Genomic DNA, 15,100 nt, shown 5'->3' with positions numbered 1-15,100 from the left:
GTAAGTCACCGCGACATCGTCCGCGCAAGGCTGAGCAGCCGCCGCAGGGCAGGATTGTCGTTTCGTGGTGACCAAACCGCTCTAAACGTTAGTCTCTCGTTCGCAATTGGACGATACGTGACACCCGGCATCTGCATGGCTGCGGTTGCTTCAGTGGTTAAGGTCAGGCCCCGACCGACCGCAACTGCAGCTAGCAGATTGTCCCTGCTGACATATTGCGGTTGGACCTCAGGGTGACAACCGAGCGCGGCGAGACGCTGAACCAGATAGGCATGGACTTCTGGACCGGGGGCCGCGTCGCTAACGATGAATGCTTCATTGGCGAGATCAGACCATTCGAGGGCCTCTTTTTCGATCAGAGGATGCGTGTTGGGCAGGACTACAAAAACGCGCTCCGACCAGAGATAGGTGGTTTCGCAGTCGGGCCAGGTGCGGCTGCTGGAGAGGAATGCCACGTCCAGTCGAAGCTGGCGGATCGCGGCGACATGCTCGGCTGGAGCTCCATCGATGAAGTCGATGCGCACCTTCGCGTGTTTCTGATCGTAGGCGCGAAACAGATCGGCCAGGAAGCCGGAGGCGAAGGACGAGAAGATGCCGACCTTGACCTTCCCGCGCTCGACCCGCCCGATAGCTCCGACGTCCCTGGCGCCCTCATCGATCTGCTGAAGGGCCTTGCGTGCACGGCGCAGGAAACGTTGTCCCGATAGCGTCAGCGACACCCCGCCGTTATGGCGCTGAAACAGAGAGGCGCCGAGATGATCTTCAAGATCGCGGATTCGACGACTGACAGCCGATTCTTTCACGTCAATCGCTGTGGCAGCCTTGCGGAAACTTCCGTGATCGGCCGCGGCAACGAAATAGCGAAGGTGGCGAAGTTCGATTGAAGAAGATCGTGCCATCCGGTCACCTCATTCGTGCCAGGAAGGTCCACAAATCTTGCGCACTGATGCCGTCGTGGGGATACCCGCTGCCAACCGCAAACGCTGCCTTAGGGAATGATCCGCGGTTAGATCGGCGTGCTCGCTCCAAGCCATGTGCCCTTACTGGAGGCATGAATTGCGAACCGTCTTCGGACAATGGGAGCGAAGAGGGCCAGGCCGTACGACGAGCACATCACTGGATGGATTGTCGAACGACGCCTCGGACGCGCTACCATCGCAATCGCACCAATGGAGCATCGGGTCGACAATCAGTCCGCATCGAGGTCGACCAGCAGTTTGTAGAGACAATCGCCAGGCGCGGTTAGAGCCAGAGCGCGCCGGCAGGCGACCATGCCCCCTTCCGAAAAGACGACCGGTTCCGGCGCGTCCCACGGCCGATCGACAGCATGAATGACGCCGGCAATTTGGCCGGGTTGAACGACATCGCCCAAGTCTGCAGCCGGTTCGAACATCCCTTTGCGCATCGCGTAAACGAAGGCGCCCCTGCCACGTACGCGCATGAAGCGTGTCGGTGGGCCAGGATCGGTGTTCGCCTCTGGAAACACGCCGTACAATTTCAGGACACGCCGAAGGCCCTGCTCGGCAAGAACCGTTCCCGTTCGCGACAGGGTAGCGCAGCCCCCCAGTTCGGCGGTGAGCGCCGGAACGCCAAGTTTCTGCGCAACGGCCGAAAGGGTAGTCGCGCCGCCTCCGCCGGAGCCGTCGCTGATTGAGGTGACTGGCGCCCCAAACGCGGTCGCAAGTTCAATTAGCTTGTTCTTTTCTTCTGCAGACCCGCCGCTCCTGATCAGTGCACATGGCACGTAGTTCGTCGAGCGTCCTCCTGCATGCAGATCGATGACGAAATCCGCCATGGGGAGGAGTACGGTGCCGACATAGTGCGCGATCATCTCGGTCGGCGCACCAATCGGATTCCCTGGAAACGATCTGTTGAGGTTTCCGTCGTCGAGAGGGGAGACGCGTCGACCGACCTCTACTGCGGGCAAGTTCAGCGACGGAAGGATGATGATGCGCCCTCTTACATCTGCCCCCTCGATTTCACGCGACAGCCTGGCAAGCGCCACCTGCCCTTCATATTCATCGCCATGGCTGCCGGCGATTAGCAACGCCGTAGGGCCGTCACCCTTCCTGATGCACATCACGGGGATGGGCACCACTCCGTAGCCGGAGAGGTCGGTCGAAAAAGGCAAACGCAACCAGTCACATTGCTTGCCGTCCGCCTCGAAATCGAGCGGCGTCCAGACTTGTGTGTATCCCGCCATAGCCGCTCTCTCAGTGCTTCATGATTGTTTGCAGGAAGAGGCGCGAGCGGGGGTGGCCTGCCCCGTCGAAGAAGTCTTGCGCCGGGACACATTCGAGAATGCGACCGCTGTCCATAAAGATCACTTGGTCGGCGACCTCGCGCGCGAATCCCATCTCGTGGGTAACGCACAGCATCGTCATTCCGTCGCGCGCCAGCGCTGTCATGACGTCCAGCACCTCCTTGATCATTTCGGGGTCAAGCGCAGATGTCGGCTCGTCGAAGAGCATGATGCGAGGGTTGAGGCAGAGCGCGCGTGCGATCGCTACGCGCTGTTGCTGTCCGCCCGAGAGCTGCCCTGGATAGGATTTCGCCTTCTCGGGTATTCTCACTTTTTCCAGATACGCCATGGCGATGTCTTCGGCCTCGCCGCGTGATTTGCCGGCTACGCGGCGCAGCGCGAGCGTGCAATTAGAAAGCACTGTCAAATGCGGGAAAAGGTTGAAGCTCTGGAAGACCATACCAGTCTGACGCCGTGCGGCGGCGCTGGCCTCCGCAGCTTGGCCGAGAACGATCCCGGCGAGACGAAGCGTGCCCCCCTGGTAGGTTTCAAGCCCATTTATGCAACGGATCAGTGTCGACTTGCCTGATCCTGATGGGCCACAGACAACGATCCGTGCCCCGCTAGAGACCGACAGGTCGATGCCATCCAAGACATGGAGCGCACCAAACCATTTGTTGAGGCCCTCGATTTCTACGAGCGCTTCAGATTGTGGAAGCATTTTTTGAACCTCATTCAGATCTATCGGCGCGTCCGAAATCTTCTCTGCCGCTGAAATGACCCGGTGCTTGATGCGGTGATTTTTTGGTTATCCAACCGCCGGGGCCTATCTTTTGTCCGTCGCCAGTAGGCGTTGCTCCAACAACTTGACGAGTTGTGCGATGGACACAGAAAGCAAGAGGAAGATCAGACCAGCTGCAAGCATCGGCTCGGCATATCGGAAGGTGTCAGACGCGACATCGAGGGCGCTGCCAAACATTTCCGGAACCGCGATGACTGCGAGATAAGGCGTCGCCTTGAGAAGCGAGATGAAATAATTACCCATCGGCGCCGCTATGTTGCGCAGCATCTGCGGTGCTACTATCAGGAAAATCGTTGCGATCCGCCCGATGCCTAAAGCCTTGGCTGCGTCGAACTGGCCTGAGTCAATGGCATCGATTCCTGCCTTAAAGACCTCCGCGAGATAGCCGGAATAATAGACACTCAACGCGATGATGCCGACCGCAAGCGCAGGCAAGGTGACGCCGTAGTAGGGAAAAACGAAATAAAGGGTGTAAATCTGCACAAGAAGAGGTGTTGAACGGATGAAGTCGATCATGACCTGCATGACCCAGCCAAGAGGCGTTGAGGTTCGTCGCAAAACTTCCCAGAGAAAGCCAAGGACGGCCGCGCCGAGCGAGCTGACAATGCTTACCCACATCGTCGTCGAAAGTGCCGACAAGATCGTCGGGAGCGTCGCGAACGCGAAGTTGAGGTCAAAGCTCACGCTGGCTCCCCCGGAAGCTGGAGCGCCGCTCCAGGCGACGGCCAAAGATTGTCACCGGATAACAAAGGGCCAGATAGGCCAGTAGCAGGCCCGAATAGATTCCGACTGGATTGTACTCGATCTGAGCGAGTTCCTTGGCACGATAGGTCATATCTGTCAGGGCGATCAGTGAAATCAACGCCGTCCCCTTGATCAGTTGGATGAGCTGATTGATGAAGGTCGGGATCATCGAGCGGATCGCCTGCGGCAACTCGATGCAGCCAAGGACCGTCCAACGTTTGAGTCCAAGCGCCAATCCTGCCTCGACCTGGCCGCGTGGCAGAGCTTGTAGAGCGGCACGCACCGCTTGGCTGCCGTAGCCGCCGATATTGAGGCCGAGGACCATGGCTGCAACGGTCGTGCTGGAGAGCCGTATGCCAAATGCCGGCAAGCTATAGTAAAAGACGAACAGCAGGACGATGACCGGGGAGCTTCTCCAGAACTCAATCACCGCGGTCACGAGTGTGCGGGGCAGGCCTAAAAGAACGTACTGCAGGACGCCCGCCACAAGGGCGAAGGGGATGGCGTAGATCAGGCCAAGGATCGTAACAGCGGCTGTTACCCCAAACCCTTGGAAGATGTTCTGGATGATCTCGATCTGGCTCACGGCTGTAACCTGAAGCCATTTACATTTTGTCTGCGCAAAGCTCTGCCGCTTTCACGGAGTCAGGCGCAATCTCGTCTGCCGTGAAGCCGTAACGCTTTGCTATTGCTACCAAACCGCCATCGGCCTTGAGCTCGGCAAGGCGTTTGTCGTATGCGGCCTTCAATTCGGCATCGCCTTTGCGGAAGGCGATGCCGCTATAGTTGGCCGCGGGCTTGCCATCCGGCTTGATATAGCCCTGAAACGGCATCGCCCGCTCCAGACCGGTGACACGTGGGTCTTGCAACAATGAAACTACGGAACCACTGGAGAACGCCACGGCTTGGACGCGGCCTGCCATGATGGCGGAGACCGACGACTCAGTGTTCTGAAATTGCTGGATCTGCGAGGCTGGAATACCGGCGGCCCTGGCGTTGGCCAAATTGGCGCTGCCACGCGATCCCCCGATTGATAATTTGGGATTTTTCACGATGTCGGCGTAGCTGTGAATGCCGTGCGGGTTACCCGCCTGTACGATGACCGCGTCGCCGATCGCCAGTTCCGGCTCGCCAAAGGCCACTTGTTCGCACCGAGCTGGCGTAATGGAAAAACCGGAAGCCACCGCTTCGGTTCGATCGGCCAGCAGCCCTGGAATGAGGGCGCCGAGGTCGGCGATGACGAACTCGACCTCTTTCACCCCTAGCGGCGCGAAAGCGGCCCGAATGAGATCTGGATGAAAGCCAGTTGCCTGACCATCGGCGCCGCGAAAGCCCCATGGAGCCCTGTTGTGGATGCCGATAGTGATCTTGCCGGACGAGATGATCCGCTCCAGCGTCGTTTTCGCTTGGGCGTTGAGTCTCGGGGCACCCATCGCCACAAGCGCAACCCCACCCATGAACAATGATCGAAAAGTGCCAAGCGAAATCTTGAGCATTTGCGCCTCCGCGTTTGACAGGGCACGATCGATAGACTAGGTATACCAGGTATGTCAACACTCGATGAAAGCGGCGGTTCCGGACGCCTTCGGGGAGAAACATGAGTTCACTTCATGAAGGCGTGCGCGAAGAGATCCGGAAACGGATTGCCGATGGAAGCTATCTTGAGGGAAGCGCTATTCCCTCGGCCTCGCAACTTAGCGAGGAATTCGGCGTTAGCGCCATCACCGTCAAGCGAGCTCTGAGGGATCTGCAGACGTCGGGTCTACTCACTGCAGTCGCCGGGAAGGGTACGTTCGTCAAACAGCAGCGTCGCTTCTTGCGCGAGCTGGATGTGGGCATGTCGTCAACGGAGGACGCGCGGCGGCATGGTCAGAAGCTGACGATGCAGCTCATTTCGATCACGCGAGAAAAAATAACTGATCCGAGCTTACGCGCGTTCGATATTTCCGGAGGCATCAAGTTCTGCATTCGGAAGCTCGCCTGCGCAGACGACCTGCCGATCATGTATTATGTGATCTATGTCCCAACAACGATACCAGACTCGCTTGTTGAGGAGTTCGGCCGCAGCCTGACGACGGATGCCCTGAAAAGTATCAACGTCGCTCCTACGGAGAGGCGGCTCGTCATCGATGCTGCCCCGGCTTCGACATACGCCCAGGAGGCGTTCTCGATTCCGGCCGGCTACCCCGTCTTGCGCCGCGCCTACCACCAAGCGACGACCAATGCTGATATTGAAATCGTCGGCATTATAGAGTCACCGTTTGACCGTCTGGCCTGCTCTATCACTTTACCGGTCAAGAAGCGGGCAGCGGGGGAGCCCGCGTGATCCTGGGCCGTCTGGCGGCGCCGGCTATGCGCAATGATGATCTGCCGCAATCGTTCCCCACGCGACATGAGCTGATGCGGATATCTCGATGACGCGCTCTTCCTTGCCAATTGCGAACAGCAATGCGGTCGGCATGCGCTGCATTCGGTGTGCTGAGAGCTTCCCGCTGACGGATTACCTTGAAGGTTGTCCCGCGTGTGCGGCCGCATCGATGCCTTCCAGTCTCCAAATCGATTATTGCAGTTTTCCCGCGGCGCTGAAAAGCCACGATGCCAGTGAATGGCTTGTCTATCCGCAGACGCTTCTGGGCGAAGGCAATACCCCATTCTACGCGCTACCGCGACTGGCACGTGACGTCGGGGTAGCCGCGCTCAGCGTTAAATTTGAGGGCGCCAATCCGACCGGATCCCACAAGGACCGCATGAGCGCAGTTTTGGTACAACGTGCGCGGGTTGCTGGGGCTAGTACGGTTGCCATCGCATCAAGCGGCAATGCGGGCGCATCGCTTGCCGCCTATGCCGCTCATGTGGGCTTGGAATGTGTCGTGGTAACGACCCCCAAGATGAGTGCGAACTGGCGGCGCGCCATCAAAATGTGTGGTGCCTCCATCGTCATGGTGCAGACACCCGACGAGCGCTGGCAGTTGGTCCGAGAGAAATCGCGTACCGGCCAGTGGTATCCCGCTAACAATTATCTCCTCCCGGCAGTCGGCAGCAATCCTTTTGGGGTCGATGGATATCGCGCTGTCGCAATTGAGCTAGCAAGTCAATGGCAAGAGCAGCCTGCCACGGACGTGCTAGTTCCAACATCGCGAGGTGATGTCCTATGGGGCGTCGCTCAGGGCTTTTGCGATTTGAGGAGCATGGGCGCGTTGGAGACGATACCGCGTGTGCATGCGGTTGAGCCATTCCCGCGCATCGAACAGGTCCAGTCCGGCGCCGACTATCGTACTTCCTTTGGCGGAATGTCGCGCATGACATCGCTTGGCGGCAATACGGTCGCCTATCAAGCAATTGACGCATTGCGCAAGACCGATGGATCGGCAGTTGCCGTGGCTGAGGGGTGCGTTCTCGAAGATCAGAAGAAGCTTGCAAGAGCGGGGCTATATCTCGAGCTTTCAAGCGCCGCCGGGTTAACCGGCCTGCGGAATCTGGTCCGCCGTGGTGTGATTGGCCTAGAGGCACACGCAGTCGTTCTCGCCACTTCGCACGGATACAAGGATCCCTGAACGACACCTCATTGGCGATGAGATCGCCAACTACGAAAGGCGCCTTGACCGAGCGTCAGTTGCAGCCACGCCGACCGGTTTCCTATCGCCTGAGGCACCACAGCAACCTTCCGCCGGAGTCGTGTTTTAGTGGCCGCTAAGAGGCCCACCTCACGCCTGATTACTTAAGATCGAGCGTACGAATATGGTGTATTTCATCAAATTCTAGCGAAATCAAAACTTTTCACGAAGAAAACTATACTATATTGAGAACAGAAACTATTATTCCAATCTATCGACAGGTCGTTCAACCTTAATACGTGCCTAAATTGACCCTCAAAGCGATTCGACAATCCGATTTAAACGCTACATTGCGATACCCTTCGCCTGAATCGCGTGAAGACTTCTCTTTCTCGATCTATCGCCTTCTACTCCCTCTACCGTGATCGAGAGGAGATGCATCATGGCTGCAACAGTGAACACGCAACTCACAAAAACAATCAGACGGAAGGAGCTGCGCGAGATGGTGCCTTTGGCCGACAGCACGATCTACGAAATGGAGCAGCGGGGAGAATTTCCGCGACGCTTCGCTTTGACCCCACGATGCGTGGTTTGGGATCTGGGCGAGGTTCAAGCATGGCTCGCGGCCCGTCGTTCAAAACCCATTCTTATGGCACCCGGCCCCGACGTGAAGCAACGTCGAGCCCGCCCAGTCAAAGAGCAGGGTCAGGCTCCAAGACCGGCATCGACGGCGGGATGAGCGTTGGCACGTGCTTCTTGCCATCGACCCAAGCGTCCAAGATGTCCGACCACTCCTGCATCATGTGCCTACGCTGCACTTCATATTCGGCTTTGTTATAGACGCCTCGCGACGAGCGCCCGTCCTCATGCGCTAGGCACTTTTCGATCCAGTCGCTGTTGAAGCCGAGTTCGTTCAGCAGAGTCGAACCGGTCCGCCTCAGGTCGTGAACCGTAAACGGCTCCAGGGGTAAACCTTCCGCCTTCGCCCGTTCGACGACTGCGTATGTAACCCGGTTGAAGGTGGCACGCGACATCGGAGCATCTGCGTCGTACCGTGACGGCAAAAGGTATCTTGAATTGCCTGCACAGGTCTTCAGGGCGATCATGATGTCGAGCACCTGCCGCGACAGGTAGACGTTATGCGCCTTCGAGCGCTTCATCCGTTCCTTCGGGATAGTCCAAACCGCATTCTCGAAGTCGACTTCGTCCCACACTGCGTCCTGCAACTCGCTCTTGCGAACCATCGTGAGCAGGTAGAGCCGCATTCCCAAACGGATCGTGGGAAGCGTGGCGATGTGCTCGAGCTGCTTCAACATTACCCGAATTTCGGAAGGCGAGAGCGAGCGGTCCTTCGGCACGAAAGTAGCGATCGATGCCGGCCCAACTTCGTTGGCCGGGTTGGCGACCGTCTCACCATGCAGGATCGCAAATCCGTAAATCTGCTTCAGGATGTCTCGCACGTGGATAGCCGTTGCCGGAGCGCCGCGTTCAACGATTTTGCCGCAGTGGGTTCTTAGATCGTCGGGCGTGATTTCCGTGAGGAGGCGATTGCGCCAGACCGGCAGAAGCTCTCGCTCGAAGATGGAACGCCGCATGGCCCGCGTGCTGTCGGCCATCGGCGCGGCGGTGAGCCACTTCTCCCCGAACTCGCCAAAACTCTTCGCTTCTTTCAGGCGCCGCTTATCGCGCTGCTTCTCTATCGCCGGCGACCGTCCTTCGCCAACGGCGCGCCTCGCGTCGATGCACTTCTCGCGGGCCCGGGCGAGCGAGATGCCGTCGCGCCCGTACCTGCCCAGATAGACGGTCTCCCGCCGGCCGTTGAGCCTGTAATCCAAGCGAAACGAGATCGCGCCACTGGGCATGACGCGCACATACATGCCATCGCGATCGGCAATTTTGTAGATCTTCTCTTTTGGTTTCAATGCCTTGAGGGCGGCGTCCGTCAGCATCCCTACTGCCTCCTGAAAAGTACCGTCAGCACAATTTCGGGGCTCAGCGACAGATGTTCGCCATTATATTCAATGGCTTAATACAAAAAAAGTACCGTCACGAGCCTCATTGCCCGTGACGGTACTTTCGAAAATGCGGCTAAGCAATATGCCCAAGATCCGTCAGACGGGCCGCCAGTATCAAACTATACCCGCCGATAGCCGCCGATGGTCATCGGCAGGATTTATTTTTATTTTCAGTACTTTACGTCGTACTATGGCGTGAATTCGGCGACGTTCGGATGGGTCTAAATCATTCCCACTCGATCGTGCCGGGGGGCTTGCTGGTCACGTCGTAGACCACCCGGTTGATGCCCTTGACCTCGTTGATGATGCGGGTCGCGGTGCGGCCGAGGAAGGCCATGTCGTAGGGGTAGAAATCGGCCGTCATGCCGTCGACCGAGGTGACGGCGCGGAGCGCGCAGACATGGTCGTAGGTGCGGTAGTCGCCCATCACGCCGACGGTGCGCACCGGCAGCAGCACGGCGAAGGCCTGCCAGATCACGTCGTAGAGGCCCGCCTTGCGGATCTCCTCAAGATAGATCGCATCCGCCTTGCGCAGGATGTCGAGTTTCTCCCGGGTGATCTCGCCGGGGCAGCGGATCGCCAGGCCCGGGCCCGGGAAGGGGTGGCGGCCGACGAAGGCCTCGGGTAGCCCGAGCTCGCGGCCAAGGACGCGGACCTCGTCCTTGAACAGCTCGCGCAGCGGCTCGACGAGCTTCATCTTCATGCGCTCGGGCAGGCCACCGACATTGTGGTGGCTCTTGATCGTCACCGAGGGGCCACCGGAGAAGGAGACGCTCTCGATCACGTCGGGATAGAGCGTGCCCTGGGCCAGGAAATCGGCGCCGCCGAGCTTGGCCGCCTCGGCGTCGAAGACCTCGATGAAGAGCCGGCCGATGGTCTTGCGCTTGGCCTCCGGATCGGCGCCGCATTTGGCGAGCTCGGAAAGGAAAAGCTCTTCCGCTTCAACATGCACCAGCGGAATGTTGTAGTGGTCGCGGAACAGACGAACAACCTCTTCGGCCTCGTTCATTCGCATCAGGCCATGATCGACGAAGACGCAGGTGAGCTGGTCGCCGATCGCCTCGTGGATCAGCACGGCCGCGACTGCCGAGTCGACGCCGCCGGAGAGCCCGCAGATGACGCGACCGGTGCCGACCTGCTCGCGGATCTTCTTCTGCATCTCGGCGCGATAGGCCGACATGCTCCAGTCGGGCTTGCAGCCGCAGATGTCGACGACGAAATTGCGCAGCAGCTTGCCGCCATCCGGGGTGTGCACCACCTCGGGGTGGAACATGGTCGAGTAGAAGCGCCTGTCCTCGTCGCTCGCCACCGCATAGGGCGCGTTCTCGGAGGTGGCCTTGACGGTGAACCCGGCCGGAAGCTGGGTGACGCGATCGCCATGGCTCATCCAGACCGGATAGCGCCCGCCCTCCTCCCAGACGCCTTCGAACAAGGCTGACGGCGTGACGATCTCGACATCGGCGCGGCCGAACTCGGCGGCGTGGCCACCTTCGACCTTGCCGCCGAGCTGATGGGCCATGGTCTGCTGGCCGTAGCAGATGCCGAGCACCGGCAGGCCGGAGGAGAACACCTCCTGCGGCGCGCGCGGCGAGCCCTCATCCGGCACCGAAGCCGGGCCGCCGGAGAAGATCACGCCCTTGGGCTTCAGGCGCTGGAAAGCGTCGGAGGCCGACTGGAACGGCGCGATCTCGCAATAGACCCCGATCTCGCGCACGCGGCGCGCGATCAGCTGCGTCACCTGACTGCCGAAGTCGATGATCAGAATGGAGTCGTGAAGGGCGGGGTTTTGGGGCTGGGCGCTCATCGCGCCCGGTTACGCCATCGCGCGCGAGCGCGCAACGGCGCTGAGAGCGGATCAGGCCGGCGCAGCGAGACAGCTCAGGACGAGATCCGATCGAGGACGACCAGCCGCAGGGGCTCGGCCAGCAGGTCCCCGGCGTTGACCTTGAACGCCTGGAAATGCGGCGTCGCCTTATGGACATCGAGCGCAGCCACACTGGTGAACGCCTCGCGCATGTAGAAGGTCCCCGGCTCTTCTCGGAGCTCAAACAGCACATAGTCGAGGCAACCCGTCTCCGCTCGCGTCGGCTCGATCAGCGCAAGCAAGCTCTGGCGCAACGCCTCCCGCTGGCCGGGCTTCGCCTTCAGAACTGCGATGGAAACCAGGGTCTCGTCGGTAGTCTCGGTCATGGCCGGTTCCTTCCAATGAAGAAGCCAAGGAGATGTCGGCAAGGCGGAGCCTCCGCAAGACGCACAAATCGCCTCCTTAGGGACAAAACTGATACCGCCTCAGCCGGGCTACGAGGTGGTTCAGGCCGGCGCCGAGAGGCAGCTCAGATAGAACCCGTCAGTTCCCGTGCGGCGCGGCGAGAGCTGCAGGCCGAAACGCATTGCGAAACGGGCGAGCAGTCCGAAATCAACCTCGCCGGTATCCAGCAGGGAGCGCGTCGCGACCGGCTCGAAACGTTGATGCCGGGCCAGGAAGGCCTCGACCGCGCCGTCGTTCTCCTCCGGCAGCATCGAGCAGGTGATGTAGGCGATGCGCCCGCCCGGCCTCGCCAGGCTGGCGGCACGGTCGAGCACCTGCGCCTGTTCCTTGACGCGCTCGGCCAGGGCTCCGGGGCGCACCCGCCATTTCGCATCCGGATTGCGCCGCCAGGTGCCCGAGCCGGTGCAGGGCGCGTCGACGAGAACCAGATCGACCGCGCCGGAAAGATCGGCAAGCGCATCATGGCCGCGGCTCCTGGGCACGCGCACCTCGACATTCTCGGCGCCCGAGCGGGCAAGCCGGTCGTGCAGCGGCGCCAGACGGCGACTGTCGAGATCGGTGGCGAAGATGCGCCCCTTGCCGCCGAGCACCGCGGCGAGCGCCAGCGTCTTGCCGCCGGCGCCGGCGCAGAGATCGACGACGGTCATGCCGGGCTGCGCGCCGGCGAGCAGGGTCACGAGTTGCGAGCCCTCGTCCTGGATCTCGAACTCGCCGTTGAAGAAGCTCGGCTCGCTCTGCAGCGACGGGCCGCGCCCGTCGGGCCCCGGCAGGAAGCGCAAGGCGTCGGGCGACCAGGCGCCCGGCTCCGGTTGGAGATGGCCCAGCGCGGTGCGCAACCGGCCGCGGTCGGTCTTCAGCCGGTTGGTGCGGATATCGGCAGGCGCCCTGCCCGCCAGCGCCTGCCCTTCGGCGACCGCGTCGTCGCCGAAGCCGGCCATGAAGGAGGGCCAGAGCCAGTCCGGCACGTCGGCGCGCGCCCAGCCAGGCGCGGCGTTGAGGTCGTAGGCGGCAAGCCCCGCGACCTCGAATTCGGTCAGCGGTGCGGGCGCGTGATTTTGTCCGTTGAAGAGCTCCGAAATCTCCTCGACGCCGAGGCCGCGCTGGCTGACCAGCATGCCGAGCACCAGCGCCCGCGGCGTCTCCTCGCCCAGCGCATGGGCGGAGGAGGCACGGCGGCGCAGCGCGTCATAGACCAGCGAGGCGATGGCGGCGCGATCTTTCGAACCGGCGAAGCGGCGCGACAGCCCCCAATCCTTCAGCGCATCGGCCGCCGGGCGCCGGCGCTCGATCAGATCCGTCAGGACCTCGATGGCGGCGCTGAGGCGGGCGGCGGGGGTCATGTCCTGCGGTTCCTGTCACTGCTCTTCGTCGCGGCTCTCGGGATCGGCCCGATCTGGAACGATTCCGAAGCGCGCGAGCACCCTTGACGCCCTCGTCCCACAGGGCGCAAGACGATACAACTCCTTCCGCAACGCCAACCGCCTGGGAACCTGCAATGACCGCCTTCTCCCGCCTCGCGCTCGCCGGCCTGTTCTGCCTGTCGCTCGCCGCCTGCGCCACCCAGCCGGTCGACACCACGCCGCCGCCGTCCAAGCGCCTCGACGCCAAAACCACGCTGGAAGGCCGCCGCTGAGCCTCCCGCTCCCGGAGCTCGTGACCCAGGCAAGCGAGCGGCAGGAGCCTCTGAAGCGCATCTTCGCGGTGCCAGCGGGGACGACCTCCCGACATCGCGAAGAGGCAAACGGGCCTTCACCGGCCTGTCATATCGACCGAGCAGTTTCGCGCCCTTCCATTGCGATCGAGGATCGGACGAGATGAAACCCCTGTTCCAGCCGGCGACCATGCTGGCAACCTTTGTCCTCGCGCTGGCCGTGCCCGCTTTGGCGCAGAGCCCGGCTCCCACCCTCGACGGCAAGCCGGCCTTGATCGTCGGCCATCGCGGCGCCAGCGGCTACCTGCCCGAGCACACGCTCGAAGGGTACAAGCTCGCGATCGAACAGGGCGCCGACTTCATCGAGCCCGACCTGGTCTCGACCAAGGACGGCCACCTCGTCGTCCGCCACGAGCCGATGCTGTCGGGCACCACCGATGTCTCGACCCGCCCCGAATTCGCCGCGCGCAAGGCGACCCGCAAGATCGACGGCGTCGACACCAGCGATTGGTTCGCCTCCGACTTCACCCTCACCGAGATCAAGACGCTGCGGGCCAAGCAGGCTTTCCCCGAGCGCGATCAGTCGCATAACGGCAAATACGAAATCCCGACGCTGCAGCAGGTCATCGACCTCGCCAAGGCCGAGAGCACCCGCACCGGTCGCACGATCGGCATCTATCCCGAAATCAAGCACTCGACCTATCACTCGGCCGTGGGCCTTGCGATCGAGGACAAGCTGCTCGACCAATTGAAGGCAGCCGGCTGGAGCGAGAAAACCTCGCCGGTGTTCATCCAGAGCTTCGAGACGGCGAACCTCAAATATCTGCGTGGCAAGACGCAGCTTCGCCTGATCCAGCTCGTCGACGCCGACGATGTCGACAAGGATGGCGGCATCGTGCTCGCCGCCCCGTTCGACAAGCCCTACGACTTCGCCGTCACCGGCGACAAGCGCACCTTCAAGGACCTCGTCACCGCCGAAGGGCTGAAGGAAATCAAGACCTATGCCGACGGCGTCGGGCCCTGGAAGCCCTATCTGATGCCGGCCAAACAGGTGCTGGGCGATGACGGCAAGCCGCGCGACCTCAATGGCGACGGCGCGATCGACGAGCGGGACCGCGTGCTGCTGCCGCCGACCGACGTCGTCAAGAACGCCCACGCCGCCGGGCTCTTCGTCCATACCTGGACCTTCCGCAGCGAGCCCAAGCGCCTCGCCTCGGACTTCAAGGGCGATCCGGCGTCCGAGTACAAGGCTTATCTGGCGCTGGGCATCGATGGGCTGTTCTCGGACTTCCCGGACCAGGCCGTAAAGGCGCGGAACGCCAAGTAGCTGGGCAAAAACAAGACCGCCGCACCGACTGGGTGCGGCGGTCTCGTTTACGCAACGCAACTCAACTCGCGGATTAGTCGCAGACGCGCGTCGTGCGACGCACCTCGCCGCGCGGGGTCTCGCGGACCTGCGTCACGGTCCGGCAATCGCGCTCGGCGCGATAGTCCCGGCGGCGCTCCCAGCGATCACGCTCGCGCATCCGGTCCTCGCGGCGGATGTCCCGATCGATGGCGCGATCGCGCGGTGAGCGCGTATCGACACTGACCCCGCCGGGGCCGATGTTGACCGATTGGGCATAGGCGCCCGCACTGCCGAGCAGCAAGCCAGCGACCATAGTCGTGAGAACGAGTTTCATGTTGTTTCCTCCGATTTCGAGGGAAACAACCGCAATCAACCCGAAAAGTTCCGAAATGGCGCAGAATGCGCCCGCAGGACCGTCTCGATCGAGGCCGCTGACATGCAAACGGCGCCCCTGAAGGCGCCGTCGCAAGGAGAC

16 protein-coding genes are annotated in these 15,100 nt (G+C 61.4%); 5 read left to right on the top strand and 11 right to left on the bottom strand.

Annotated features, from left to right (window positions below; translation table 11 throughout):
- Positions 1-5 precede the first annotated feature (5 nt).
- The 6 genes from ASE66_RS31610 to ehuB all read right to left on the bottom strand — a co-directional run bounded on the left by ASE66_RS31610 (position 6) and on the right by ehuB (position 5,284).
- Positions 6-899 carry a LysR family transcriptional regulator gene (locus ASE66_RS31610; protein WP_082613723.1) on the bottom strand — a complete coding sequence of 298 codons (894 nt, stop codon included), beginning with the start codon at positions 897-899 and terminating at the stop codon, positions 6-8.
- 290 nt (positions 900-1,189) lie between these two features.
- Positions 1,190-2,203: a succinylglutamate desuccinylase/aspartoacylase family protein gene (locus tag ASE66_RS25225; RefSeq protein ID WP_057192477.1), complete on the bottom strand. Its 1,014-nt coding sequence runs from the start codon at positions 2,201-2,203 to the stop codon at positions 1,190-1,192.
- Between the two features lie 10 nt (positions 2,204-2,213).
- Positions 2,214-2,963 carry an amino acid ABC transporter ATP-binding protein gene (locus tag ASE66_RS25220; protein WP_057192476.1) on the bottom strand — a complete coding sequence of 250 codons (750 nt, stop codon included), beginning with the start codon at positions 2,961-2,963 and terminating at the stop codon, positions 2,214-2,216.
- Positions 2,964-3,068: 105 nt separating this feature from the next.
- Positions 3,069-3,728, bottom strand: coding sequence for an amino acid ABC transporter permease (locus ASE66_RS25215; protein ID WP_057192475.1), 660 nt, complete (start codon positions 3,726-3,728; stop codon positions 3,069-3,071).
- A complete protein-coding gene (locus ASE66_RS25210) occupies positions 3,718-4,374 on the bottom strand; it encodes an amino acid ABC transporter permease (RefSeq protein ID WP_057192474.1) in 657 nt (218 codons plus the stop codon). Before ASE66_RS25210 ends, ASE66_RS25215 begins: the two co-directional genes overlap by 11 nt.
- 19 nt (positions 4,375-4,393) lie before the next feature.
- Complete coding sequence (gene ehuB / locus ASE66_RS25205) at positions 4,394-5,284, bottom strand: ectoine/hydroxyectoine ABC transporter substrate-binding protein EhuB (RefSeq protein WP_057192473.1); 891 nt, start codon at positions 5,282-5,284, stop codon at positions 4,394-4,396.
- 101 nt (positions 5,285-5,385) lie between these two features.
- On the opposite strand from ehuB, the gene ASE66_RS25200 reads away from it, so the two are divergent.
- From ASE66_RS25200 to ASE66_RS31605, 3 genes are all read left to right on the top strand, one after another.
- Positions 5,386-6,114 (top strand): GntR family transcriptional regulator, encoded by a 729-nt coding sequence (locus ASE66_RS25200; RefSeq protein WP_057192472.1) that lies wholly within the window; start codon positions 5,386-5,388, stop codon positions 6,112-6,114.
- A gap of 88 nt (positions 6,115-6,202) precedes the next feature.
- Positions 6,203-7,342, top strand: a complete 1,140-nt coding sequence (locus ASE66_RS25195; RefSeq protein ID WP_200964641.1) for a threonine synthase — start codon at positions 6,203-6,205, stop codon at positions 7,340-7,342.
- 442 nt (positions 7,343-7,784) lie between these two features.
- Positions 7,785-8,081 (top strand): helix-turn-helix transcriptional regulator, encoded by a 297-nt coding sequence (locus tag ASE66_RS31605; protein WP_082613722.1) that lies wholly within the window; start codon positions 7,785-7,787, stop codon positions 8,079-8,081.
- On the opposite strand, the gene ASE66_RS25190 is transcribed toward ASE66_RS31605, so the two are convergent.
- The 4 genes from ASE66_RS25190 to ASE66_RS25175 all read right to left on the bottom strand — a co-directional run bounded on the left by ASE66_RS25190 (position 8,035) and on the right by ASE66_RS25175 (position 12,966).
- Complete coding sequence (locus tag ASE66_RS25190; RefSeq protein ID WP_057192471.1) at positions 8,035-9,291, bottom strand: tyrosine-type recombinase/integrase; 1,257 nt, start codon at positions 9,289-9,291, stop codon at positions 8,035-8,037. The genes ASE66_RS31605 and ASE66_RS25190 overlap by 47 nt on opposite strands.
- Before the next feature lie 292 nt (positions 9,292-9,583).
- Entirely contained in the window at positions 9,584-11,161 is a 1,578-nt protein-coding gene (gene guaA, locus ASE66_RS25185; RefSeq protein WP_057192470.1) for a glutamine-hydrolyzing GMP synthase, read from the bottom strand.
- A gap of 74 nt (positions 11,162-11,235) precedes the next feature.
- Positions 11,236-11,547 carry a putative quinol monooxygenase gene (locus ASE66_RS25180; protein ID WP_057192469.1) on the bottom strand — a complete coding sequence of 104 codons (312 nt, stop codon included), beginning with the start codon at positions 11,545-11,547 and terminating at the stop codon, positions 11,236-11,238.
- 120 nt (positions 11,548-11,667) lie between these two features.
- On the bottom strand, positions 11,668-12,966 hold the full coding sequence (locus ASE66_RS25175; RefSeq protein ID WP_057192468.1) for an RsmB/NOP family class I SAM-dependent RNA methyltransferase: 1,299 nt from the start codon (positions 12,964-12,966) through the stop codon (positions 11,668-11,670).
- Between the two features lie 155 nt (positions 12,967-13,121).
- Here ASE66_RS25175 and ASE66_RS32625 point away from each other — a divergent pair, with 155 nt between their 5' ends.
- Positions 13,122-13,259 (top strand): hypothetical protein, encoded by a 138-nt coding sequence (locus ASE66_RS32625; protein WP_164470447.1) that lies wholly within the window; start codon positions 13,122-13,124, stop codon positions 13,257-13,259.
- A 181-nt stretch (positions 13,260-13,440) separates the two neighbouring features.
- Positions 13,441-14,604, top strand: coding sequence for a glycerophosphodiester phosphodiesterase (locus ASE66_RS25170; protein WP_057192467.1), 1,164 nt, complete (start codon positions 13,441-13,443; stop codon positions 14,602-14,604).
- A 73-nt stretch (positions 14,605-14,677) separates the two neighbouring features.
- Here the strand turns inward: ASE66_RS25170 and ASE66_RS25165 are convergent, their stop codons facing one another.
- The gene (locus ASE66_RS25165; RefSeq protein ID WP_156412323.1) at positions 14,678-14,959 is read right to left on the bottom strand and encodes a hypothetical protein; all 282 of its coding nucleotides are present in this window, start codon (positions 14,957-14,959) and stop codon (positions 14,678-14,680) included.
- Positions 14,960-15,100: the final 141 nt, after the last annotated feature.

Origin of the sequence: Allobosea sp. Root483D1, assembly GCF_001429505.1 — a bacterium.
Lineage (GTDB): Bacteria > Pseudomonadota > Alphaproteobacteria > Rhizobiales > Beijerinckiaceae > Allobosea.
Note: the sequence above shows the minus strand (reverse complement) of the source record. Positions and strands in the feature narration are given on the sequence as shown.